18 protein-coding genes are annotated in these 16,463 nt (G+C 64.2%); 10 read left to right on the plus strand and 8 right to left on the minus strand.

Annotated elements, in window-relative coordinates:
• The first annotated feature begins 90 nt into the window (after nt 1-90).
• The 3 genes from rnd (at nt 91) to ACZ899_RS26030 (ending at nt 2,522) form a co-directional block, all read left to right on the plus strand.
• Nucleotides 91-1,224, plus strand: coding sequence for a ribonuclease D (gene rnd, locus ACZ899_RS26020; protein WP_234560250.1), 1,134 nt, complete (start codon nt 91-93; stop codon nt 1,222-1,224).
• A complete protein-coding gene (locus ACZ899_RS26025; RefSeq protein WP_234560251.1) occupies nt 1,221-1,514 on the plus strand; it encodes a YcgL domain-containing protein in 294 nt (97 codons plus the stop codon). The genes rnd and ACZ899_RS26025 overlap by 4 nt, the downstream gene beginning before the upstream one ends.
• A 75-nt stretch (nt 1,515-1,589) precedes the next feature.
• Nucleotides 1,590-2,522, plus strand: a complete 933-nt coding sequence (locus ACZ899_RS26030; RefSeq protein ID WP_234560252.1) for a D-2-hydroxyacid dehydrogenase — start codon at nt 1,590-1,592, stop codon at nt 2,520-2,522.
• A gap of 120 nt (nt 2,523-2,642) precedes the next feature.
• On the opposite strand, the gene ACZ899_RS26035 is transcribed toward ACZ899_RS26030, so the two are convergent.
• A complete protein-coding gene (locus ACZ899_RS26035; protein WP_203651331.1) occupies nt 2,643-3,236 on the minus strand; it encodes a nitroreductase family protein in 594 nt (197 codons plus the stop codon).
• 145 nt (nt 3,237-3,381) lie between these two features.
• Here ACZ899_RS26035 and ACZ899_RS26040 point away from each other — a divergent pair, with 145 nt between their 5' ends.
• Nucleotides 3,382-3,831 carry a YcgN family cysteine cluster protein gene (locus ACZ899_RS26040; protein ID WP_203651332.1) on the plus strand — a complete coding sequence of 150 codons (450 nt, stop codon included), beginning with the start codon at nt 3,382-3,384 and terminating at the stop codon, nt 3,829-3,831.
• A gap of 25 nt (nt 3,832-3,856) precedes the next feature.
• Nucleotides 3,857-5,065 carry a hypothetical protein gene (locus ACZ899_RS26045; protein WP_234560253.1) on the plus strand — a complete coding sequence of 403 codons (1,209 nt, stop codon included), beginning with the start codon at nt 3,857-3,859 and terminating at the stop codon, nt 5,063-5,065.
• Nucleotides 5,066-5,158: 93 nt separating this feature from the next.
• Here ACZ899_RS26045 and ACZ899_RS26050 read toward each other — a convergent pair whose 3' ends face one another.
• Complete coding sequence (locus ACZ899_RS26050; protein WP_232857193.1) at nt 5,159-5,482, minus strand: YgaP-like transmembrane domain; 324 nt, start codon at nt 5,480-5,482, stop codon at nt 5,159-5,161.
• 250 nt (nt 5,483-5,732) lie between these two features.
• Between ACZ899_RS26050 and ACZ899_RS26055 the strand changes: the two genes are divergently transcribed.
• Nucleotides 5,733-5,999, plus strand: a complete 267-nt coding sequence (locus tag ACZ899_RS26055) for a hypothetical protein (RefSeq protein WP_485627958.1) — start codon at nt 5,733-5,735, stop codon at nt 5,997-5,999.
• A 268-nt stretch (nt 6,000-6,267) separates the two neighbouring features.
• Here the strand turns inward: ACZ899_RS26055 and ACZ899_RS26060 are convergent, their stop codons facing one another.
• On the minus strand, nt 6,268-6,738 hold the full coding sequence (locus ACZ899_RS26060; protein ID WP_016711941.1) for an RNA methyltransferase: 471 nt from the start codon (nt 6,736-6,738) through the stop codon (nt 6,268-6,270).
• 73 nt (nt 6,739-6,811) lie between these two features.
• On the minus strand, nt 6,812-7,177 hold the full coding sequence (locus ACZ899_RS26065) for a YajD family HNH nuclease (RefSeq protein ID WP_050704320.1): 366 nt from the start codon (nt 7,175-7,177) through the stop codon (nt 6,812-6,814).
• Between the two features lie 132 nt (nt 7,178-7,309).
• Between ACZ899_RS26065 and ACZ899_RS26070 the strand changes: the two genes are divergently transcribed.
• The gene (locus ACZ899_RS26070) at nt 7,310-7,585 is read left to right on the plus strand and encodes a hypothetical protein (RefSeq protein WP_234560255.1); all 276 of its coding nucleotides are present in this window, start codon (nt 7,310-7,312) and stop codon (nt 7,583-7,585) included.
• Here the strand turns inward: ACZ899_RS26070 and ACZ899_RS26075 are convergent.
• Both ACZ899_RS26075 and ACZ899_RS26080 read right to left on the minus strand, forming a co-directional pair.
• Nucleotides 7,582-8,055 (minus strand): cyclic nucleotide-binding domain-containing protein, encoded by a 474-nt coding sequence (locus tag ACZ899_RS26075; protein ID WP_050704322.1) that lies wholly within the window; start codon nt 8,053-8,055, stop codon nt 7,582-7,584. The genes ACZ899_RS26070 and ACZ899_RS26075 overlap by 4 nt on opposite strands.
• A 183-nt stretch (nt 8,056-8,238) precedes the next feature.
• Nucleotides 8,239-10,281: a S9 family peptidase gene (locus tag ACZ899_RS26080; protein ID WP_234560256.1), complete on the minus strand. Its 2,043-nt coding sequence runs from the start codon at nt 10,279-10,281 to the stop codon at nt 8,239-8,241.
• 185 nt (nt 10,282-10,466) lie between these two features.
• On the opposite strand from ACZ899_RS26080, the gene ACZ899_RS26085 reads away from it, so the two are divergent.
• From ACZ899_RS26085 to ACZ899_RS26095, 3 genes are read left to right on the plus strand one after another with little or no spacing between them, the layout of a single operon-like run.
• Entirely contained in the window at nt 10,467-10,976 is a 510-nt protein-coding gene (locus ACZ899_RS26085) for a hypothetical protein (RefSeq protein ID WP_062360569.1), read from the plus strand.
• A gap of 15 nt (nt 10,977-10,991) precedes the next feature.
• A complete protein-coding gene (locus ACZ899_RS26090) occupies nt 10,992-11,765 on the plus strand; it encodes a class II glutamine amidotransferase (RefSeq protein ID WP_234560257.1) in 774 nt (257 codons plus the stop codon).
• A gap of 9 nt (nt 11,766-11,774) precedes the next feature.
• Complete coding sequence (locus ACZ899_RS26095) at nt 11,775-12,296, plus strand: DUF2937 family protein (protein ID WP_234560258.1); 522 nt, start codon at nt 11,775-11,777, stop codon at nt 12,294-12,296.
• 160 nt (nt 12,297-12,456) lie between these two features.
• Here ACZ899_RS26095 and ACZ899_RS26100 read toward each other — a convergent pair whose 3' ends face one another.
• Both ACZ899_RS26100 and ACZ899_RS26105 read right to left on the minus strand, forming a co-directional pair.
• A complete protein-coding gene (locus ACZ899_RS26100) occupies nt 12,457-13,260 on the minus strand; it encodes a DUF6708 domain-containing protein (protein ID WP_234560259.1) in 804 nt (267 codons plus the stop codon).
• Between the two features lie 2 nt (nt 13,261-13,262).
• The gene (locus ACZ899_RS26105; RefSeq protein ID WP_485627962.1) at nt 13,263-16,421 is read right to left on the minus strand and encodes a T6SS effector BTH_I2691 family protein; all 3,159 of its coding nucleotides are present in this window, start codon (nt 16,419-16,421) and stop codon (nt 13,263-13,265) included.
• Between the last annotated feature and the right edge of the window lie 42 nt (nt 16,422-16,463).

Raw genomic sequence — 16,463 nt, forward strand, 5'->3', positions numbered from 1 at the left:
GTCGACCGCCCGGCACCATGGATGGCGCGAGGTTTCACCCCCAGGGGCCGCGCCGTATATACTGCGCGCCAATGTTAGTGGGAGAGCCTCGTGGCCATCGAAATACACTGGATCCGTGACGACCAGACCCTGGCCGAACACTGCCGAAGCTGGCGCGAACAGCCCTTCGTGGCCCTCGACACCGAATTCATGCGGGTCGACACCTTCTACCCCAAGGCCGGCCTGATCCAGATCGGCGTCGGCCAGTGCGCCTATCTCATCGACCCCCTGCTGATCCGCGACTGGCAGCCGCTGGCCGGGCTGCTCGAGGACAGCGGCGTGGTCAAGGTGCTGCATGCCTGCAGCGAGGACCTGGAAGTGCTGCTGCGCCTGACCGGCAAGCTGCCCCAGCCGTTGTTCGACACCCAGCTGGCCGCCGGCTACCTGAACATCGGTTTCTCCATGGGCTATTCGCGCCTGGTGCAAGAGGTGCTGGGGCTCGAACTGCCCAAGGGCGAGACCCGCTCGGACTGGCTGCAACGCCCGCTGTCGGACACCCAGGTCAGCTACGCCGCCGAAGACGCCGTGCACCTGGCCGAACTGTTCGACGCCCTGCGCCCGCGCCTGTCGGATGACAAGTACGCCTGGGTGCTGGAAGACGGCGCCGAACTGGTCGCCGCGCTGCGCCGCGAAGTCGAGCCCGAAACCCTGTACCGCGACGTCAAGCTGGCCTGGAAGCTCGGTCGCCAGCAACTGGCCGTGCTGCGCGAACTGTGCGCCTGGCGCGAGCGCGAGGCCCGCAGCCGCGATGTGCCGCGCAACCGCATCCTCAAGGAACACTCGCTGTGGCCCATGGCCAGGAGCCAGCCAGACAGCCCGTCGGCGCTGGCGAAAATCGACGAGATGCACCCGCGCACCATCCGCCAGGACGGTGAGCAACTGATCCAGCTGATCAAGCGCGCCGCCAGCCAGCCTCAGGAGCAGTGGCCCGAGCCGCTGCCCGAGCCGCTGCCGATCGAAGCCGCAGGCATTCTCAAGCGCCTGCGCGCCATCGGCCAGGCCGAAGGCGAGCGGCTGGGCATCGCCCCGGAACTGATGCTGCGCAAGAAAGCCCTCGAAGCCCTGCTCAAGAGCGGCTACCCCGACGGTCCCTATCAACTGCCCGATGCGCTGCGCGGCTGGCGTCGCGAGCGCATGGGCCAGGCCCTGCTGGACGACCTGGCGGGCGCCGGAGATTCCCGATGAAACGTATCTGCTCGATCTACAAGAGCCCACGCAAGAACGAAATGTACCTCTACGTGCTCAAGGCCGAGGGCCTGGAGCGTGTGCCGGAGGCGCTGCTGCCGTTCTTCGGCACCCCGGTGCATGCCTTCGACCTGGTGCTGACGCCCGAGCGCAAGCTGGCCCGCGAGGACATCGCCAAGGTGCTGGAGAACCTCGACAACCAGGGCTACCACCTGCAGATGCCGCCGCCGGATGACGAGTACATCGAGCACCTGCCCGAAGAACTGCTGCGCCGCAACGACCCGGCCTGATCCAGGCGCGATCCCCTCTCTGACTGCGGCCCGCCTGGCGGGCCGCTTCCGTTGTTTGCCAAGGTTGTGTTTCACATGCGCGTTCTGATCGCTGAACAGGATCATGCCAACTATGCTCGCCTGCTGGGCGAGGCAGCGCCGGACCTTGAGGTCCTGACCAGTGGCGACTCCGCCGAACTGGCGCGCCTGGCCCCCGACTGTCCGGTGTGGCTGGGCCAGCCGGACCTGCTGGCCAGCCTGTTGCGCCAGGGCCACAAGCCCCGCTGGATGCAGTCGACCTGGGCTGGTATCACCCCGTTGCTGGCCGACGGCCTGCCACGCGATTACCGCCTGACACGGGCGGTGGGCATCTTCGGCCAGGTGATGGCCGAGTACATGCTGACCTACATGCTCGGCCATGAGCGCGATGTGCTGTCGCGCCTGGTCAGCCAGGTCGAGCGGCGCTGGGATGATCGCCCGGGGCGGACCCTGGAAGGGCGGCGGGTGCTGATCGTCGGTACCGGAGATATCGGTCAGCAAGTTGCCGAGTTTCTCGTGCCCTTTGGTGTCATCTTGTACGGGGTGGCCAGCAGTGCCCGTGAGCAGGCGCCCTTCGTCGAAGTGGCGGGCCTCGACCAGTTGCCGCGCCTGGTCGGCCAGGCCGACTACGTAATCAACCTGCTGCCCGATACCCCGGCCACCCACGACCTGTACGATGCGGCGCTGTTCAAGTGCTTCCGCCCCAGCGCCTTGTTCATCAATGCCGGGCGTGGCGTGGCGGTGGTCGATGCCGACCTGGTCGAGGCGCTCAAGCAGGGCCACCTGGCTGGCGCGGTGATCGATGTCTGTCGCCAGGAACCCTTGCCCCAGCGCCATCCGTTCTGGACCGCCTGGGGGCTGCTGCTGACCGGACACAGCTCGGCGCCGACCTCGCCGACGGCGATGGTGCGGTTGTTCGTCGCGAATGCGCGGGCGTATGTGGCGGAGCAGGCACTGCGGGGCGAGGTGGATTTCCAGCGAGGCTATTGACCTGAACCGGCCTCTTCGCGGGTAAACCCGCTCCCACAGGGATATCACCGCTCACAAGAGCAGTGACACACCTGTGGGAGCGGGCTTGCCCGCGAAGAGGCCGGCCCAGGCGACAGAGAATTACAGGCTGAACTCACCCTCGGCCGCCAGCTCGCTCAGCGGCCGGCGCGGGCTCGGCACTTCGCGGGCCTGCAGGCCTTCGGCCAGGGTCGCCTTGTCACCCAGCTTGCCGATCGCCACCATTGCATGCAGCGCGTAGCCCTCGGGAATTTTCAGCTCGCGGCGGGCCAGGTCCTGGTCGAAACCGGCCATGCCGTGGCTGTGCCAGCCGCTGATGCTCGCCTGCAGCGCCAGATGGCCCCAGGCCGAACCGGTATCGAAGGTGTGCCACAGTGCAGGCTTTTCCTCATCGGAGCCGGGCGCGGCGAAGGTGGTCTTGGAGATGATCAGCACCAGCGCCGAAGCGTGCTGCGCCCAGCTGCGGTTGAACTCGTTGAGGATACCCAGGTAGCGCTCCCAGCTTGGCGTATCGCGGCGGGCGTAGAGGAACCGCCACGGCTGCGAGTTGTAGGCCGAAGGCGCCCAGCGCGCGGCCTCGAGGAAGCTCAGCAGGGTTTCCTGGCTGATCGGCTCGGCGGTGAAGGCGCGGGGCGACCAGCGATTGATGAACTGCTCGTTGATGGCATAGTCGGCGATGCGTGGGGTGGCGCTCATGGGTGCTCCTGCAAGGGCGGGGGAAAATACCGCACGCTACTGCGTCCGGTGAGCACTGACAAGCGGTCTGGCGTTGCCGCCGGACTGCCTCTAGACTGGCGCCGCCGCGCGCCGCGGCTTGACGTTGACTGCAGGAAACCGTGTGATGATCGCCGATACCGCGCCCTTCTGGCGGCGCAAGACCCTCGACCAGCTCGATGACCAGGAGTGGGAGTCGCTCTGCGACGGCTGTGGCCTGTGCTGCCTGCAGAAACTCGAGGACGAGGAAGACAACAGCGTCTATTACACGAGCATCGCCTGCAAGCTGCTGGACCTGCAGACCTGCCAGTGCAGCGACTACCCCAATCGCTTCGAACACGTTCCCGACTGCATCCAGCTCACCCCCGGCAAGGCCGACCAGTTCAAGTGGCTGCCGCCCACCTGCGGCTATCGCCTGGTCAGCGAAGGACAGGACCTGCCGGCCTGGCACCACCTGATCAGCGGTGATCGCCAGCAGGTACACGAGCAGCGCATTTCCCGGTCGGGGCGCATGCTCAGCGAAAACGACGTGGATGAAGACGACTGGGAAGACCATCTGATCTTCCGCGCGGGTTGAGTGTCCGGGAAACAAGGAGTTTTTTATGCGTCGCCCGTTATTGCTGGTTGTCGGCCTGCTGGCCAGTTCGCAGGTCCTGGCGAAGAAAGTCGACCTCGATTATCAGGTGCGCCTGCTGCCGCAGAGCGGCCAGGCCGAGGTGCGCCTGACCCTGGCCGACGGCAGCGCGGTGCGCAGCCTGGACTTCGACCTGGGCAAGCCCGGTGCCTACAGCGATTTTCTCGCCGATGGCCAGTGGCAGGTGCAGAACGGGCGTGGCGTCTGGCACCCGGCGGCGGGCAAGACCAGCCTCAGTTACCGTGTGCTGCTCGACCAGCAACCCCGAGGCGCCGCCCATGAGGCACGCATCACGCCGCACTGGGCGCTGTTTCGCGGCGACCAGCTGGTGCCGCCGGCGCGCCTCGACCAGCAGGACGGCACCGAACTGGTCTCGCGGCTGACCTTCGACCTGCCGGCGGGCTGGAAAAGCGTCGAAACCGCCTGGCCACGCATCGGCCGGCAGAAATTCCGTATCGACGATGTGTCGCGGCTGTTCGACCGCCCCACCGGCTGGATGCTCGCCGGCAACCTGGGCAGCCGTCGGGCGCGCCTGGGCGACACCGAGGTGACCGTGGCCGCGCCGCAGGGCCAGGGTATGCGGCGCATGGACACGCTGACCTTGCTGACCTTCGTCTGGCCGCAGTTGCAGGCGGTGTTCCCGCGCAACCCGCCGAAGCTGCTGCTGGTCGGTGCCCGGGACGAGATGTGGCGGGGCGTGCTGGCTGGCAACAACTCGCTGTACCTGCACAGCACGCGCCCGCTGGTCAGCGAAAATGGCTCCAGCCCGGTGCTGCGCGAACTGGTGCAGTTGTTCGCCCAGATCAACGACCGCGACGGCAGCGACTGGCTGGGCGAGAGCCTGGCCGACTACTACGCCACCGAGCTGCTGCGCCGCGCTGGCGGCATGAGCGATGATCGCTACGAGGCGCTGCAGGCCCGTCAGCACAAGCTGGCGGCCAAGGTGACCCACCTGAAGGGTGCCAAGGCCGATGCCGCGCAGGTGGCCCGTGGCGTGCTGCTGCTCCAGGCGCTGGATCGCGAGATTCGCCTGCACCACCACGACAAGCGCTCGCTGGACGACGTCGCCCGCGCGCTGATGCGCCTGTCGAGCGTCAGCACCGAGGAGTTCGTGCAGATCAGCGAGAACGTGCTCGGGCGACAGTCCGAGGTGTTGCAGAGCAAGGTATTGCGCTAGGCGCAGGATCTATCGCGGGGCAAGCCCGTTCCCACGCCCCCGGACATCATTTTGAACGTGGGCTCGTGGGAGCGGGCTTGCCCCGCGATGCTTTCAACCGCCGGTTACCGTCGCGGTACGGGTCGCCGCCTCGGCGCTGGCCTTCAGCGCCTTGAGCTCGGCAGCGCCTCGTTCTATGTCGCGATGCAGGCGCAGGTATTCGGCGCGATGGCGCAACCACCACGCCTTGGTCGAGCAATGCCCGCTCACGCCACGGGCCAGCGCCAAGCCGCCGACGGCAACCTGCAACATCCCTATCAGGCCACCGTGGCGCAGCCCCTTGCTGATCATCAACGCGCCCCCAGCCAGGGAGCTGACGCGCTCCAGGCCGTGGACATTGTGTTTCGGTGCGTCCGTTGTCCAATGGGTATCGTGCATTGCCAGATCTCCTCAGGTTGGTGATATCCAGCAGACTTTGACCAGCGTGCAAGCGTTCAGTGTAATTTTCCGCGTGGTTGTCCCGGTCAACTTCGAGGCTATCCTGAGCAAGGTTGGTTTATAACACTTGGCTGTGGGTGCCGTTGGCGAGCATGTTGGTTGTAATGAAAATTTTGATCAGCGTATTTAATCAGTCGTGACATGGTTTGGCTGCCGTGGCTGAACGACTGTGGAGAATTTCTAAGTTTCGATGTTTCTGTTGCTGTTGCTGTTGCTGTTGCTGTTGCTGTTGCTGTTGCTGTTGCTGTTGCTGTTGCTGTTGCTGTTGCTGTTGCTGTTGCTGTTGCTGTTGCTGTTGCTGTTGCTGTTGCTGTTGCTGTTGCTGTTGCTGTTGCTGTTGCTGTTGCTGTTGCTGTTGCTGTTGCTGTTGCTGTTGCTGTTGCTGTTGCTGTTGCTGTTGTTGTTGTTGTTGTTGTTGTTGTTGTTGTTGTTGTTGTTCTTTTGCTTTTGCTTCTAAGCGCGCGATATCCCAGGCGATACAAGTTGCGACTTCAGGAGGCCGAACGCAGGGCTTGCGGAGGGAGGTGACGGGCATGGATGCCCGTCACCTCCCTCCGCAAGGCCTGCGTTCGGCCTCCTGAAGTCGCAATTTGTGTCGCCTGGGATATCGCGCGCTTAGAAGCAAAAGCAAAAGCACAACGGCAACGGCCTACGGTAGCGTTTATTTCGCCGCGTAGACGCCAGGATTGCACGGGAGCCGGATTGGGGAGCGCAAGGCGTGAGGGCTACTTGAACTTCGGCCCCGAACGGGTGTTCAAGCCTTTGGCCATGCGGTCGTACAGCACCACATTCACCGTCGCCGCCAGGTTCATGCAGCCCTCTGTCGGGATGTAGATCGTCTCTTCGCACCAGCCCCGCACGTCTTCGCTCAACGAGCCATCCTCAGGTCCGAAGATGTAGATCGCCCGGTCCGGGTGGGTGTACTCAGGCAATGGCCGTGCGCCTTCTACCAGCTCCACGGCCACCGGGGTGCAGCCCAGCGGAATGATGCGCTGCAGGTCGTCGATGCCGATCAGCGGGATGTCGTAGTGCACGCGCTTGGTGTCGGTGACGAAATCGCGGGCACGCTCATAGCGCTTGCCGGTGTAGAACACCGAGTTGACGCCATAGCAGCCCGCGGCACGCATCACCGAGCCTACGTTTTCCGGGGATTTGGGGTTGAACAGGCCGATGCAGCTGTACCGTTTGTTCGCCACGTGTCGGGGCCCTTCGCAAAAAAAGAGCGCGATTATACGGGCTTGCCGGCACGCCGGGGGCGCGAATCGACGTTCAGTCTTTCTTCATCAGCGCGGCCAGGTTGGCGAACGGGTTGTGGGTGGCCACGGCGACTTTCGGCGTGCTCAGCGAACCTTCGCTGAAATACTGCTGGTCGGTGTAGCGGGCGTGCTCGTTGTCGTGGCAGTACAGGCACAGCAGCTCCCAGTTGGAGCCGTCCTGGGGGTTGTTGTCGTGGTTGTGGTCGCGGTGGTGCACGGTCAGTTCCGACAGGCGCTTGCCGGAGAACTCGCGGGTGCAACGGCCACAGACGTGGGGGTACATCTTCAGCGCCTTGTCGCGGTAGCCCATTTCCTTGTCGCGCTTGGCATCGGCGAGGATGCGGTCGAGGCGGGCGGTGGCGTCGGAGGTGGAGCTCATGGTGTTACCTTTTTTCTGATCAGGGCAATGACGGTTATGCCTTTGAGTCTAGCGCGCCTGTGGGGCGGGCGGACAGGCAAAATCGCGCCATTGGGCGTAGCCTGTAGGGAGGTTTCTGACAGGAGGCTGCCGATGTTGCATGCGATCCTCGCCGCGCTGTTGCTTGGCGCTGTATCCACGGCCGACGCCGCGGGCCAGCAGCGGCCGCTCACGACGGTCCCCGGTGCGCCCGGCAACGCGACGCCGACACCTTACCCGCAGATCACCCCGAGCACGCCGCCCAAGGCCGGCGCCAACCGGCCGGGCGCGCCGCTGTTGCCGCCGATGCCGCTGCCGGGGCCGCCCAAGGGCCAGCCGTTGCCCGGGCTGACTCAGGATCCACCAAAACCGCCTGACAAGGGTCGCTAGACCTGCTGCGCCAGGCGTTGGCCATCCTGCATGCGCAGGCGCTTGGACAAGGCCACGGCAAGGGCGCGGATGATCCGTGCGGCGATGCGCGGCGCTTCGTTGAGCATCTTTTCCAGCGCGTCCTTGCCCAGGGTCAGCAGCTGGCAGTCGCTGGCGGCCACGCAGGTGGCCGAGCGGCGTTCGCCGTCGAGCACGGCCATCTCGCCGAAGGCCCGGCCTTTGCGCAGGGTAGCGATCTCCACCTGGGCGCCGTTGCCGTCGGTCTTGCGCACCGAGACCACGCCACGATGGAGGATGCACATGAAGGTGCCGGCGTCGCCTTCGCTGAACAGGGTCTGGCCCTGGGCGACGGCGGTGAGGCTGAAGTAGCCGGCGGCGGCGAGGAAATCACCGGGCTGCAGGGTGTCGAACAGGCCGCAGTCCATGAGCATGTCGCGGATCTCGGCGTTCAGGTGCTGGGTGTCGGGCATGTGTTGTTCTTCTTCGAATGTCTGGAAAGCGCCACAAACTGCTGGGTAAGTAGTGAGGCATCGTGGGAGCGGGCTTGACCCGCGATCAGGTTCGACCAGGCGATGGCGCTGCCTGGCCTGTCCGCATCGCGGGGCAAGCCCGCTCCCACGTCAGCTTGACGCTATGACAACGAAAATCGCGTTTTACGCCACGCCCAGCTCATTGAAGACGAACGCATACTCCAGCGCCACGTCGCGCAGCCCCTGGTAGCGCCCGCTCATGCCGCCGTGGCCCGCGCCCATCTCGGTCTTGAGCAGCAGCAGGTTGTCGTCGGTCTTGCGCGTGCGCAGGCGCGCCACCCACTTGGCAGCCTCCCAGTACTGCACGCGGCTGTCGTTGTAGCCGGCGACCACCAGCAGCGCCGGGTAGGCCTGCGCCTTGACGTTCTCGTAAGGGGCGTAGGCCTTGATCCGTTCGTACACCTCAGGCTCCTCGGGGTTGCCCCATTCGTCGTACTCGGTGACGGTCAGCGGCAGCTCGGGGTCGAGCATGGTGTTGAGCACATCGACGAACGGCACTTCGGCGATGGCGCAGCGGAACAGCTCGGGGCGCAGGTTGAGCACCGCGCCCATGAGCAGGCCACCGGCGCTGCCACCGCTGATCGCCAGGCGTTCGCGGGTAGTTACGCCTTCGGCGATCAGGTGTTCGGCGCAGGCGATGAAGTCGTCGAAGCTGTTGTGCTTGTGCTCCTGCTTGCCGGCCCGGTACCAGGCCTCGCCCAGCTCGCCGCCGCCGCGCACATGGGCGATGGCGAAGGCCACGCCACGCTCCAGCAGGCTCAGGCGAGCGTGGGAGAACCACGGGTCAAGGCTCTCGCCGTAGGCGCCGTAGCCGTAGAGGTAGAGCGGCACGCACTTGCCCTCGTCGACACGGCGGCGCACCAGGCTGATCGGCACCCGCGTGCCATCCTTGGCCAGCGCCCACAGGCGCTGGCTGACGTAGTCGTCGGCGTCGAAGGCGCCGAGCACCGGGGTCTGCTTGAGTACCTGCTGGTCACCCGTGGCCAGCTCCAGCTGGCGCACCTGGGCCGGGCGGTTGAGCGCTTCGTAGCGCAGACGGATGCGCGTGCTGGCGAATTCCAGGCTGTCCTGAACGTAAAGGCTGTAGGCGGCGTCTGGCAGTTCCACGCGGTAGGCCGGCAGGCCTTGCGGGTGCACTTCGATGATCGGCAGGCCGCCTTCGCGCAGGCTCAGGGACAGCGCCGTGGCATTGAGGCTCACCCCTTCGAGCATGACGTCGTCGCGGTGCGGTACCAGCACCTGCCACTGCGTGCGGGTCGGCACGCTCTCGGCCGGCGCGTGGTACAGGGCGAAGTTGATGCCGTCCTGGTTGCTGCGCACGAACCAGCGCCACTGGCCGTCGAGCTGGCCGTGGTCGGGGAAGTATTCATGGCCTTCGACCCGCGGCGCCAGGCAGGTGAAATCAGCCTGTGGCGTGGCGGCATCGAGCACCCAGGCCTCGCTGGTGGTCTTGCTGTTGAGCAGCAGCACCAGCTGGCGCTCGGAGCTGGCGCGGTAGCAGTGCAGGAAGAAGCGTCCGTCGGACTCCTCGAACACCGTGATGGCGCCAGCCTCGCCCAAGGTGTGGCGGCGCAGGCGCCAGGGGCGGTGGGTGTCGTCCAGTTCGGCGAAGAACAGCGTCTGGCTGTCGTTGGCCCAGGTCATGCTGCCGTCGCAGTCGTCGAAGGGCAGGGCGCTCAGCGCGCCGCTGGCCAGGTCCTTGACGTACAGGGTGTAGATCTCGTCGCCGCTGGTGTCCAGGCTGTAGGCCAGCAGGCGGTGGTCGGGGCTGACGCTGAAGGCGCCGAGGGAAAGAAAGCCGCCATTGGCCAGGGCGTTGGGGTCGAGCAGCAGCTCTTCGCGGCTTTCATCGACGGTGTTGCTGTCGTCGGCCGGGCGCGGGCAGCGGTAATGACGCGGGTATTCGTCGCCCGCGGTGGTACGGGTGTAGTAGAGGTACGGGCCCCAGGGCGAGGGCAGCGACAGGTCGGTCTCGAGGATGCGGCCCTTGATTTCTTCGAACAGCTGTTCACGCAGCGGCGCCTGGTCGGCGAGGACGGCTTGCTGGTAGGCGTTTTCCGCTTCCAGGTAGGCCAGGACCTCGGGGGTGTCGCGCTGCTGCAGCCAGGCGTAGGGGTCGTGGCCTTTGGCTTGATGGGCGATCGGGGCGGGAAGGGGTAGGGGCATGGGTGATCTCATCGATTGTGGACCCCATCGCGGGGCAAGCCCGCTCCCACGCCTGATCGAGGTCTGGAGGTGGGGGCGGGCTTGCCCCGCGAAGGGCCGCTGCAGGTCCCTTGCGGGGCGGGGGCAGCCTGCGCCGGGAAAAGTGTTTATCATAGGCATCTCTTTGCCTGGCTTGCACCCACACCATGACCGAACACGACTATACCCTCGCCTGGGGCCTGTACGCCGTTGCCGCCCTGGGCTGCCTGCTGGTGGGCTTCAAGCTGACCGGCTGGATGTGGCGCTGGCTGCGCGAGCCGCTGCGGGTGATCATCGCCGTATTGCTGTTCTCGCCGACCATCGTCGACCCGGTCAAGGAAAGCTTCGCCCCGGCCATCGCCATCACCGCGCTGGACGTCGCCTTCAAGGTCGGCAACAACGCCTGGCGCGCCGCCTCCGACCTGGCCATGTACGGCATGCTCGCCTTTGCCCTGTATATCGTCTTCGTGCTGATCCGCTGGCCGCTGGAAAAGCGTGCCCGCGAGCGCCGAGCCCAGCGTGAGGCCGCCGCCCAGCGCCAGGCCAAGGAAGAAGACGAGGTCGTGGCCGAAGCGTCCCTGGCCGCCAACCGTCAAGACCGCTACCGTGACGATCCTCCGCCCGCCCCTGTACGCCGCTCCGGCCCCGGGCAGGGCCGCGTCGAACCCCGTCTTTAAGCCAGGAGCCGCAACATGTGCGAACTGCTGGGCATGAGCGCTAACGTCCCCACCGACATCGTCTTCAGCTTCACCGGCCTGATGCAGCGCGGCGGGCGCACCGGCCCGCACCGCGATGGCTGGGGCATCGGTTTCTACGAAGGGCGCGGCCTGCGTCTGTTCCAGGATCCGGCGGCGAGCAGCGAGTCGGAAGTGGCCAACCTGGTGCAGCGTTACCCGATCAAGAGCGAAGTGGTCATCGGCCATATCCGCCAGGCCAACGTCGGCAAGGTCTGCCTGTCCAACACTCACCCGTTCGTGCGTGAGCTGTGGGGCCGCAACTGGTGCTTCGCGCACAACGGCCAGCTGGGCGATTTCAGCGGCCAGCGCATGTTCTACCGGCCGATCGGCGACACCGACAGCGAAGCGGCCTTCTGCGACCTGCTCAACCGCGTGCGTGAAGCCTTCCCCGAGCCGGTCGAGGTCGAGCAGTTGCTGCCGGTGCTGGTCGAAGCCTGTGCCGGTTACCGTGGCCAGGGCGTGTTCAACTGCCTGCTCAGCGATGGCGACTGGCTGTTCTGCTTCTGCTCGACCAAACTGGTGCATATCACCCGCCGCGCACCGTTCGGCGCGGCGCGGCTGAAGGATGTCGACCTGATCGTCGACTTCCACACGCAAACCACCCCCAACGACGTGGTCACGGTGATCGCCACCGAGCCGCTGACCGAGAACGAGACCTGGAACCGCTACGAGCCGGGTCAATGGGGGCTGTGGCGGCATGGCGAGTGCATTGCCCACGGCCATAGTTAAGGAAGCTGCATGTTCAGAAGTTACCTGCGTTTGCTGTTGTTCACCTTCGGCCTGCTGGCCGGTCTCCAGGTGCCGGGGCTGGTCAAGGACTACAGCCAGCGCGTCGAGGCGCACTTGCTCGAATCGCGCCAGGCGCTCGACGGCTTCCGCCAGACCGCGCAGCGCTTCTTCAACGGTGACCTGCAGGCGTTGGTGCGACATTACCGGGGCAGCGACGATCCGGTGTTCACCAGCGATGCCAACAGCATCGAGAGCCTGCTGATCCGCAACCAGTTGCTCGAGCATGAATGGCAGGCCCTGCAAGGCTCGTGGGTGAGCCGCACCTGGCATGTGCTGGTACAGCCGGAGCCGGCGCTGCGCGAGGAGACGCTCAAGGGCTACAGCTATCAGATCCTGCTGGTGCCCGAGGCGATCGGTTGGGGGATCGGCAGCGGGTTCGTGCTGGCGTTTATGGTCGAGAGCCTGTTGCTGGTGATTGGTTGGGTGATTCTTGGCGGGCGGCGCAAGGTGGTGAAGGAAAGCTGGCGCTAGCCTTCAGTGCCTGCTTACTCAAGAGTCCAGTTGTTGGGTGGCACGACCAGGTTTCACTGCACACTCGTGCAATCACACGAATAGGCGTACGCGTGGCATTGCTCTCGCTGATCCCGTCGCTAATTCCCTATGGATAGGGCCGGTGACGACTTCCGCGGCCTCATGGCAACTCAACCTTTTTAAGTGGAGCTGTGTGTGGGGCCGTGCGGGATTCGTGGTCTATAGCTTCTGGCCATTTGACCTCTGGTGCCAAGCGTTTGGCGAACTGATACCACAGGAGAAGGTTGTGATCTTCATTGTGTGGGGCAGGTGAAACAGCATCGAGACCATGTTGCATGTAAGTGCAGATGTAGACCCAGATGGACTCTTCCCCGTACGTATTACTCAAAGAGAACCGGTCGATTACCTTGTTGGTACCCGGTTCGACGACGGACAACATAATCCCTGTCTTCACGAGGTGCGAGCCTTGGTGGGTGACTGCCTGTTTTCTCCAGCGTTCGGCGCGTACATCCTTCCAATCGTAGCTGACGATTTTTATTGGCCATGGGGTGAAAGGGTTCCACCAACAGAACGTAAAGTTGTAAGCGTAGACTTTTTGACGGGCACGGTTGAAACGTATTGGCTCGTCGCGCGGGGCGGTGCGGACTAGGCGAAAATATATTGCTACCTGCCAAGTTATAATGGATATTAGTATTGATATGGTTAATAGTGACTCGTAGTTATTGTGCTGAATGCTGGTTGCTATTATTCTTGCGCCAAGAATGATTGTTGTAATGCTTAATGGAATGCACAGGGTTAATAGTCCTCCAGTGTTGACTGAGTTGCGAGGTATCTCTAGGTAGATGTCGTCTTGATGGTTTGAATTTAGCAGTATGGGAGAAGGGTCGACTTTAGTCGGTGCGTTTGGGAGGTTGAAGTCCTCTTTCCAGCCTGGGCACGGAGGAATCAGGATAGGTCTTTTCATTTTTATCCCCTTACGTCCAGTTTGTCCTGTTTTTTTACTAATTTCGCGAAATTTGTGGTGTCGTCCTTGTTGGGCCAATAGCTGACTGTTAACTCAAAGGCGTCGATAGTTTTGAAATCTGCGGTTGGTGTGCTTCCTTCTATTCTTAGAGTCTTTCCTTGGTGAGAACTATTCTCTGGACTGCCGATGCTCTCATGTAACTCGGTTTTTACCTTGTCGCTGTCTCCTGAGTACACGGTCGGTACAGTGTTTCTACCCGGTGAATAAACTGCCAGCGTCCATTCGTACCTTGCCTGTCCGTGAGCAAAGTTAGGAATGGTGATTGTGTAGTTCAGACGTGTTTCGAGTGGAACCGAGAAGCTGTCCCTCAGCGTGACGAACGGTTCTATCGTTTTCGGAGGGTGTGTTTCTTTGAATGTTATATCTATTGAGGCATGCGCAGTGATGCCCAATAGGGCAGCATTGAGAGCACCTATAGCGTTGTCATTGTCTTCTGCGACCTGCCATTCACGATGTGACGCTGGCAGCCCCCATCTGGACTGGCGAGCCCAGATTTCCAGTGGGGACGATTCGTTTTTCTTTGCGATCGTAGCAAGCGTGTAGGCCGAAAGTGCAAGTAGTAGTGCTATACCTACAGGGCCTAGGAATGCGGTCCCAAAGTAAAGTGTGCTTACTCCTACGAATGCTGAACCAATCGCAGATAGGCCTGCAATATTATATTTTTGGTTGGATGCTAGATCGCCTTGTGCACCTGTTCGTTGAGCCGCTAGTAAATAATTGGTTCCATCTGCTATACCGGCCACGGCAGCAATGGCACCACCGTACTTCACAAGTTGCGTCCCCTGCATCAATGTCGAGCCCGCCGTCACGGCAACCCGGGCAGGCCGCAATATCTCGATCGCTTTCCCTGTCGCCTCAATACTCAACCCCAAAACCCCGATGGACGACGACCAGACCGCCGCCAACGCTTCGGCCTCCGCATTGCCCGGGATCGCGATCAGCGCGTCATGATTCCTGCGCAGGCTGTCCTGCTGAAACCACAACCCACCCAGGCTTAACATCAAGTCCGCACGGCCCCGCCCCAGGCCAGACAAGCCACTGCGCAGGTTGCCCATGGCCTCACGGGCCAGGGCGCGGGTCTGCTCCGCGCTCAGGCTGAGCAGGCGCAGGCTGTGGGCGGCCTGGTATTGCAGGCTGTCTGCCCCTATGCGCACGCTGCGCAAGGCCTCGCCGGCGCCGGTACCCGCGCTGGCCTGCAGGTGCTGCAACCGGGCCTGCAGGTCCTCGGCGCTCTCCATGGTCCAGAGCACCAGCTCCACGACCTTGCCGTGCTTGCCGGACACTGCCGCGGTGATGGCGCCGCTGAGCAGCATGGCGTTGACCTTGTGCGCGGCGGGTTTGCGAAAGGCCTGGTCCAGCTGGCCGAGCAGCGCATCGGTGCGCGCCTGCAGGCCCTCGTTGAGCAGCTTCAGGTATTCGCCCGCCCTGAGCGGCACGACGAGCTGCGTCATGTGCTGCCCGGCAAAACGCAGCAGCGCCGCGCTGTGCACGTAGCCGATCATCTGCCTGGCGCCGGCGGACAGGTGTTGGTGGAGGGTGTTGCCGGCATTGGCGGTGGCGGCGAGCAGTTGGCCGATGGCGTCGCGCACCGGCTTGACCATCAACTGCTGGCCCTCGTAGCTGGTGGTGAGGCCCTTGACCGTGTCGTAGACCTTGCTCAGGTCCTGGCTGGTCAAGGCCTCCAGCAGTTGCCGGAGCAGGCCCTGGTGCTTGGCGACCAGGGCCTGGTACAGCAGGCTGTCGGGGTCTTCCAGTTCCTGTTGCCACAGCCGTTGGCTTGCGCCGAGCGCGGCGCCGTCCTGCGGCTGGGTTTCGCTGGGGCCGCCGTACAGGCAGGAACTCATCATGCCTACGAAGTACTCCGCCGAGCGCCAGTCGATGGCGCTGTAGTCGTTGTAGGCGATGCGTTGAAACGCCGGGGCGGCGTAGAGCTCGGCGTACAAGGTGGCGAGCTGGTCGATCAGCTGTTGGCGGTTGTGCAGTTCGGTCTCGTAGGCGCGGGCGAAGGCGCTGCGTGCGCCCTCGTCGTAGCGTTCCTCGAAGCGCTCCCGTGCCTCCTGCTGCTTGCGTTCGATCCGGCGCGGCAACTGGGCCTCGACATCCACGGCGGGGAGGGGAGCCTTGGCGGCGAGCAGGGGGCTGCTGTTCCAGCGCTCCACCTCCCGTGCTTCTCGCTCGACTTCGGTGGCGGCCTCGCCGGCGGCCAGCGTGGCGTTCAGCTCGCGAATGCCGAGCAGGGCCAGGGAGGTGAAATGCTCGAAGTGCCGTTGCGGCTCGGCGCGCCAGGCCTGCAGGGCCTGGGCCCAGGCGAGGCGTTGCGCGTTGCACTCCTGGACCATGCCGACGGGGTCTGGCACCGTCAGCGCGAGCACGCCGTCGGCGAGCTCTTCGCGTTGTATCAGGGCAGCGATGTACGTGCGCGTGGCCGCCAGGCGCTCGAGGCGAGGGTAGAAGCCATGGACGCTGGTGAAGGGGCCGGTGCTGGGCACGGCGTATTCCAGGACCTCGTCGAGTTGCAGGCGGTCTGCGTGCATGGCCCGGCCCACACTGCCGGGCGCTTCGCGGGCCGCTTTCAGGTCGAGTGCGAGGAAGCGGCTGGTGAGCTCGGGGTCGTTGTTCGCGATGGCGTGCTTGTACTGGTCCAGCACGGGTTTGGGCCAGGGGTCGTTGGCGAAGGCGATCCAGGCGGTCGAGTACAGCAGGGTGTTGATGTTGATGAACGACGCAATCACATCGTGATGTTCTTGCCGGCAGGCCGTGGACAAGGGTTTGCCGGCTTGCGGGGGTGGCTGGAAGGCCGGGAACTGGCGCAGTGCCCCTTCGGGGGTGACCTGGTAGGCGTGCCAGACCCGTTGGTCGAGCAGCACGTAGACATAGCCCTGGCGCAGGATGCGCAGCTGCTCGCTGTGCATGGGGATGCCGGCGACCCCATTGTAGTTGGGCAGGTTGCGCGTGCTCAGAGTCTTGGGGCTGGGGGCGTAGGCGGTACGCAGCAGGAGGATGGGCAGGCCGATACGCTGGCAGGCGGAGCAGCGGGGCTTGGGGACGGGGATGGCTTGGCGTTGTGCGTCCAGGATGGATTGACTGAGGCTGAGGGTCATGGATAGCTCCGTGCCAACGGCTCGAAGCGGCAATTCAGATCG

It is taken from the genome of Pseudomonas sp. TE31087 (genome assembly GCF_057284075.1).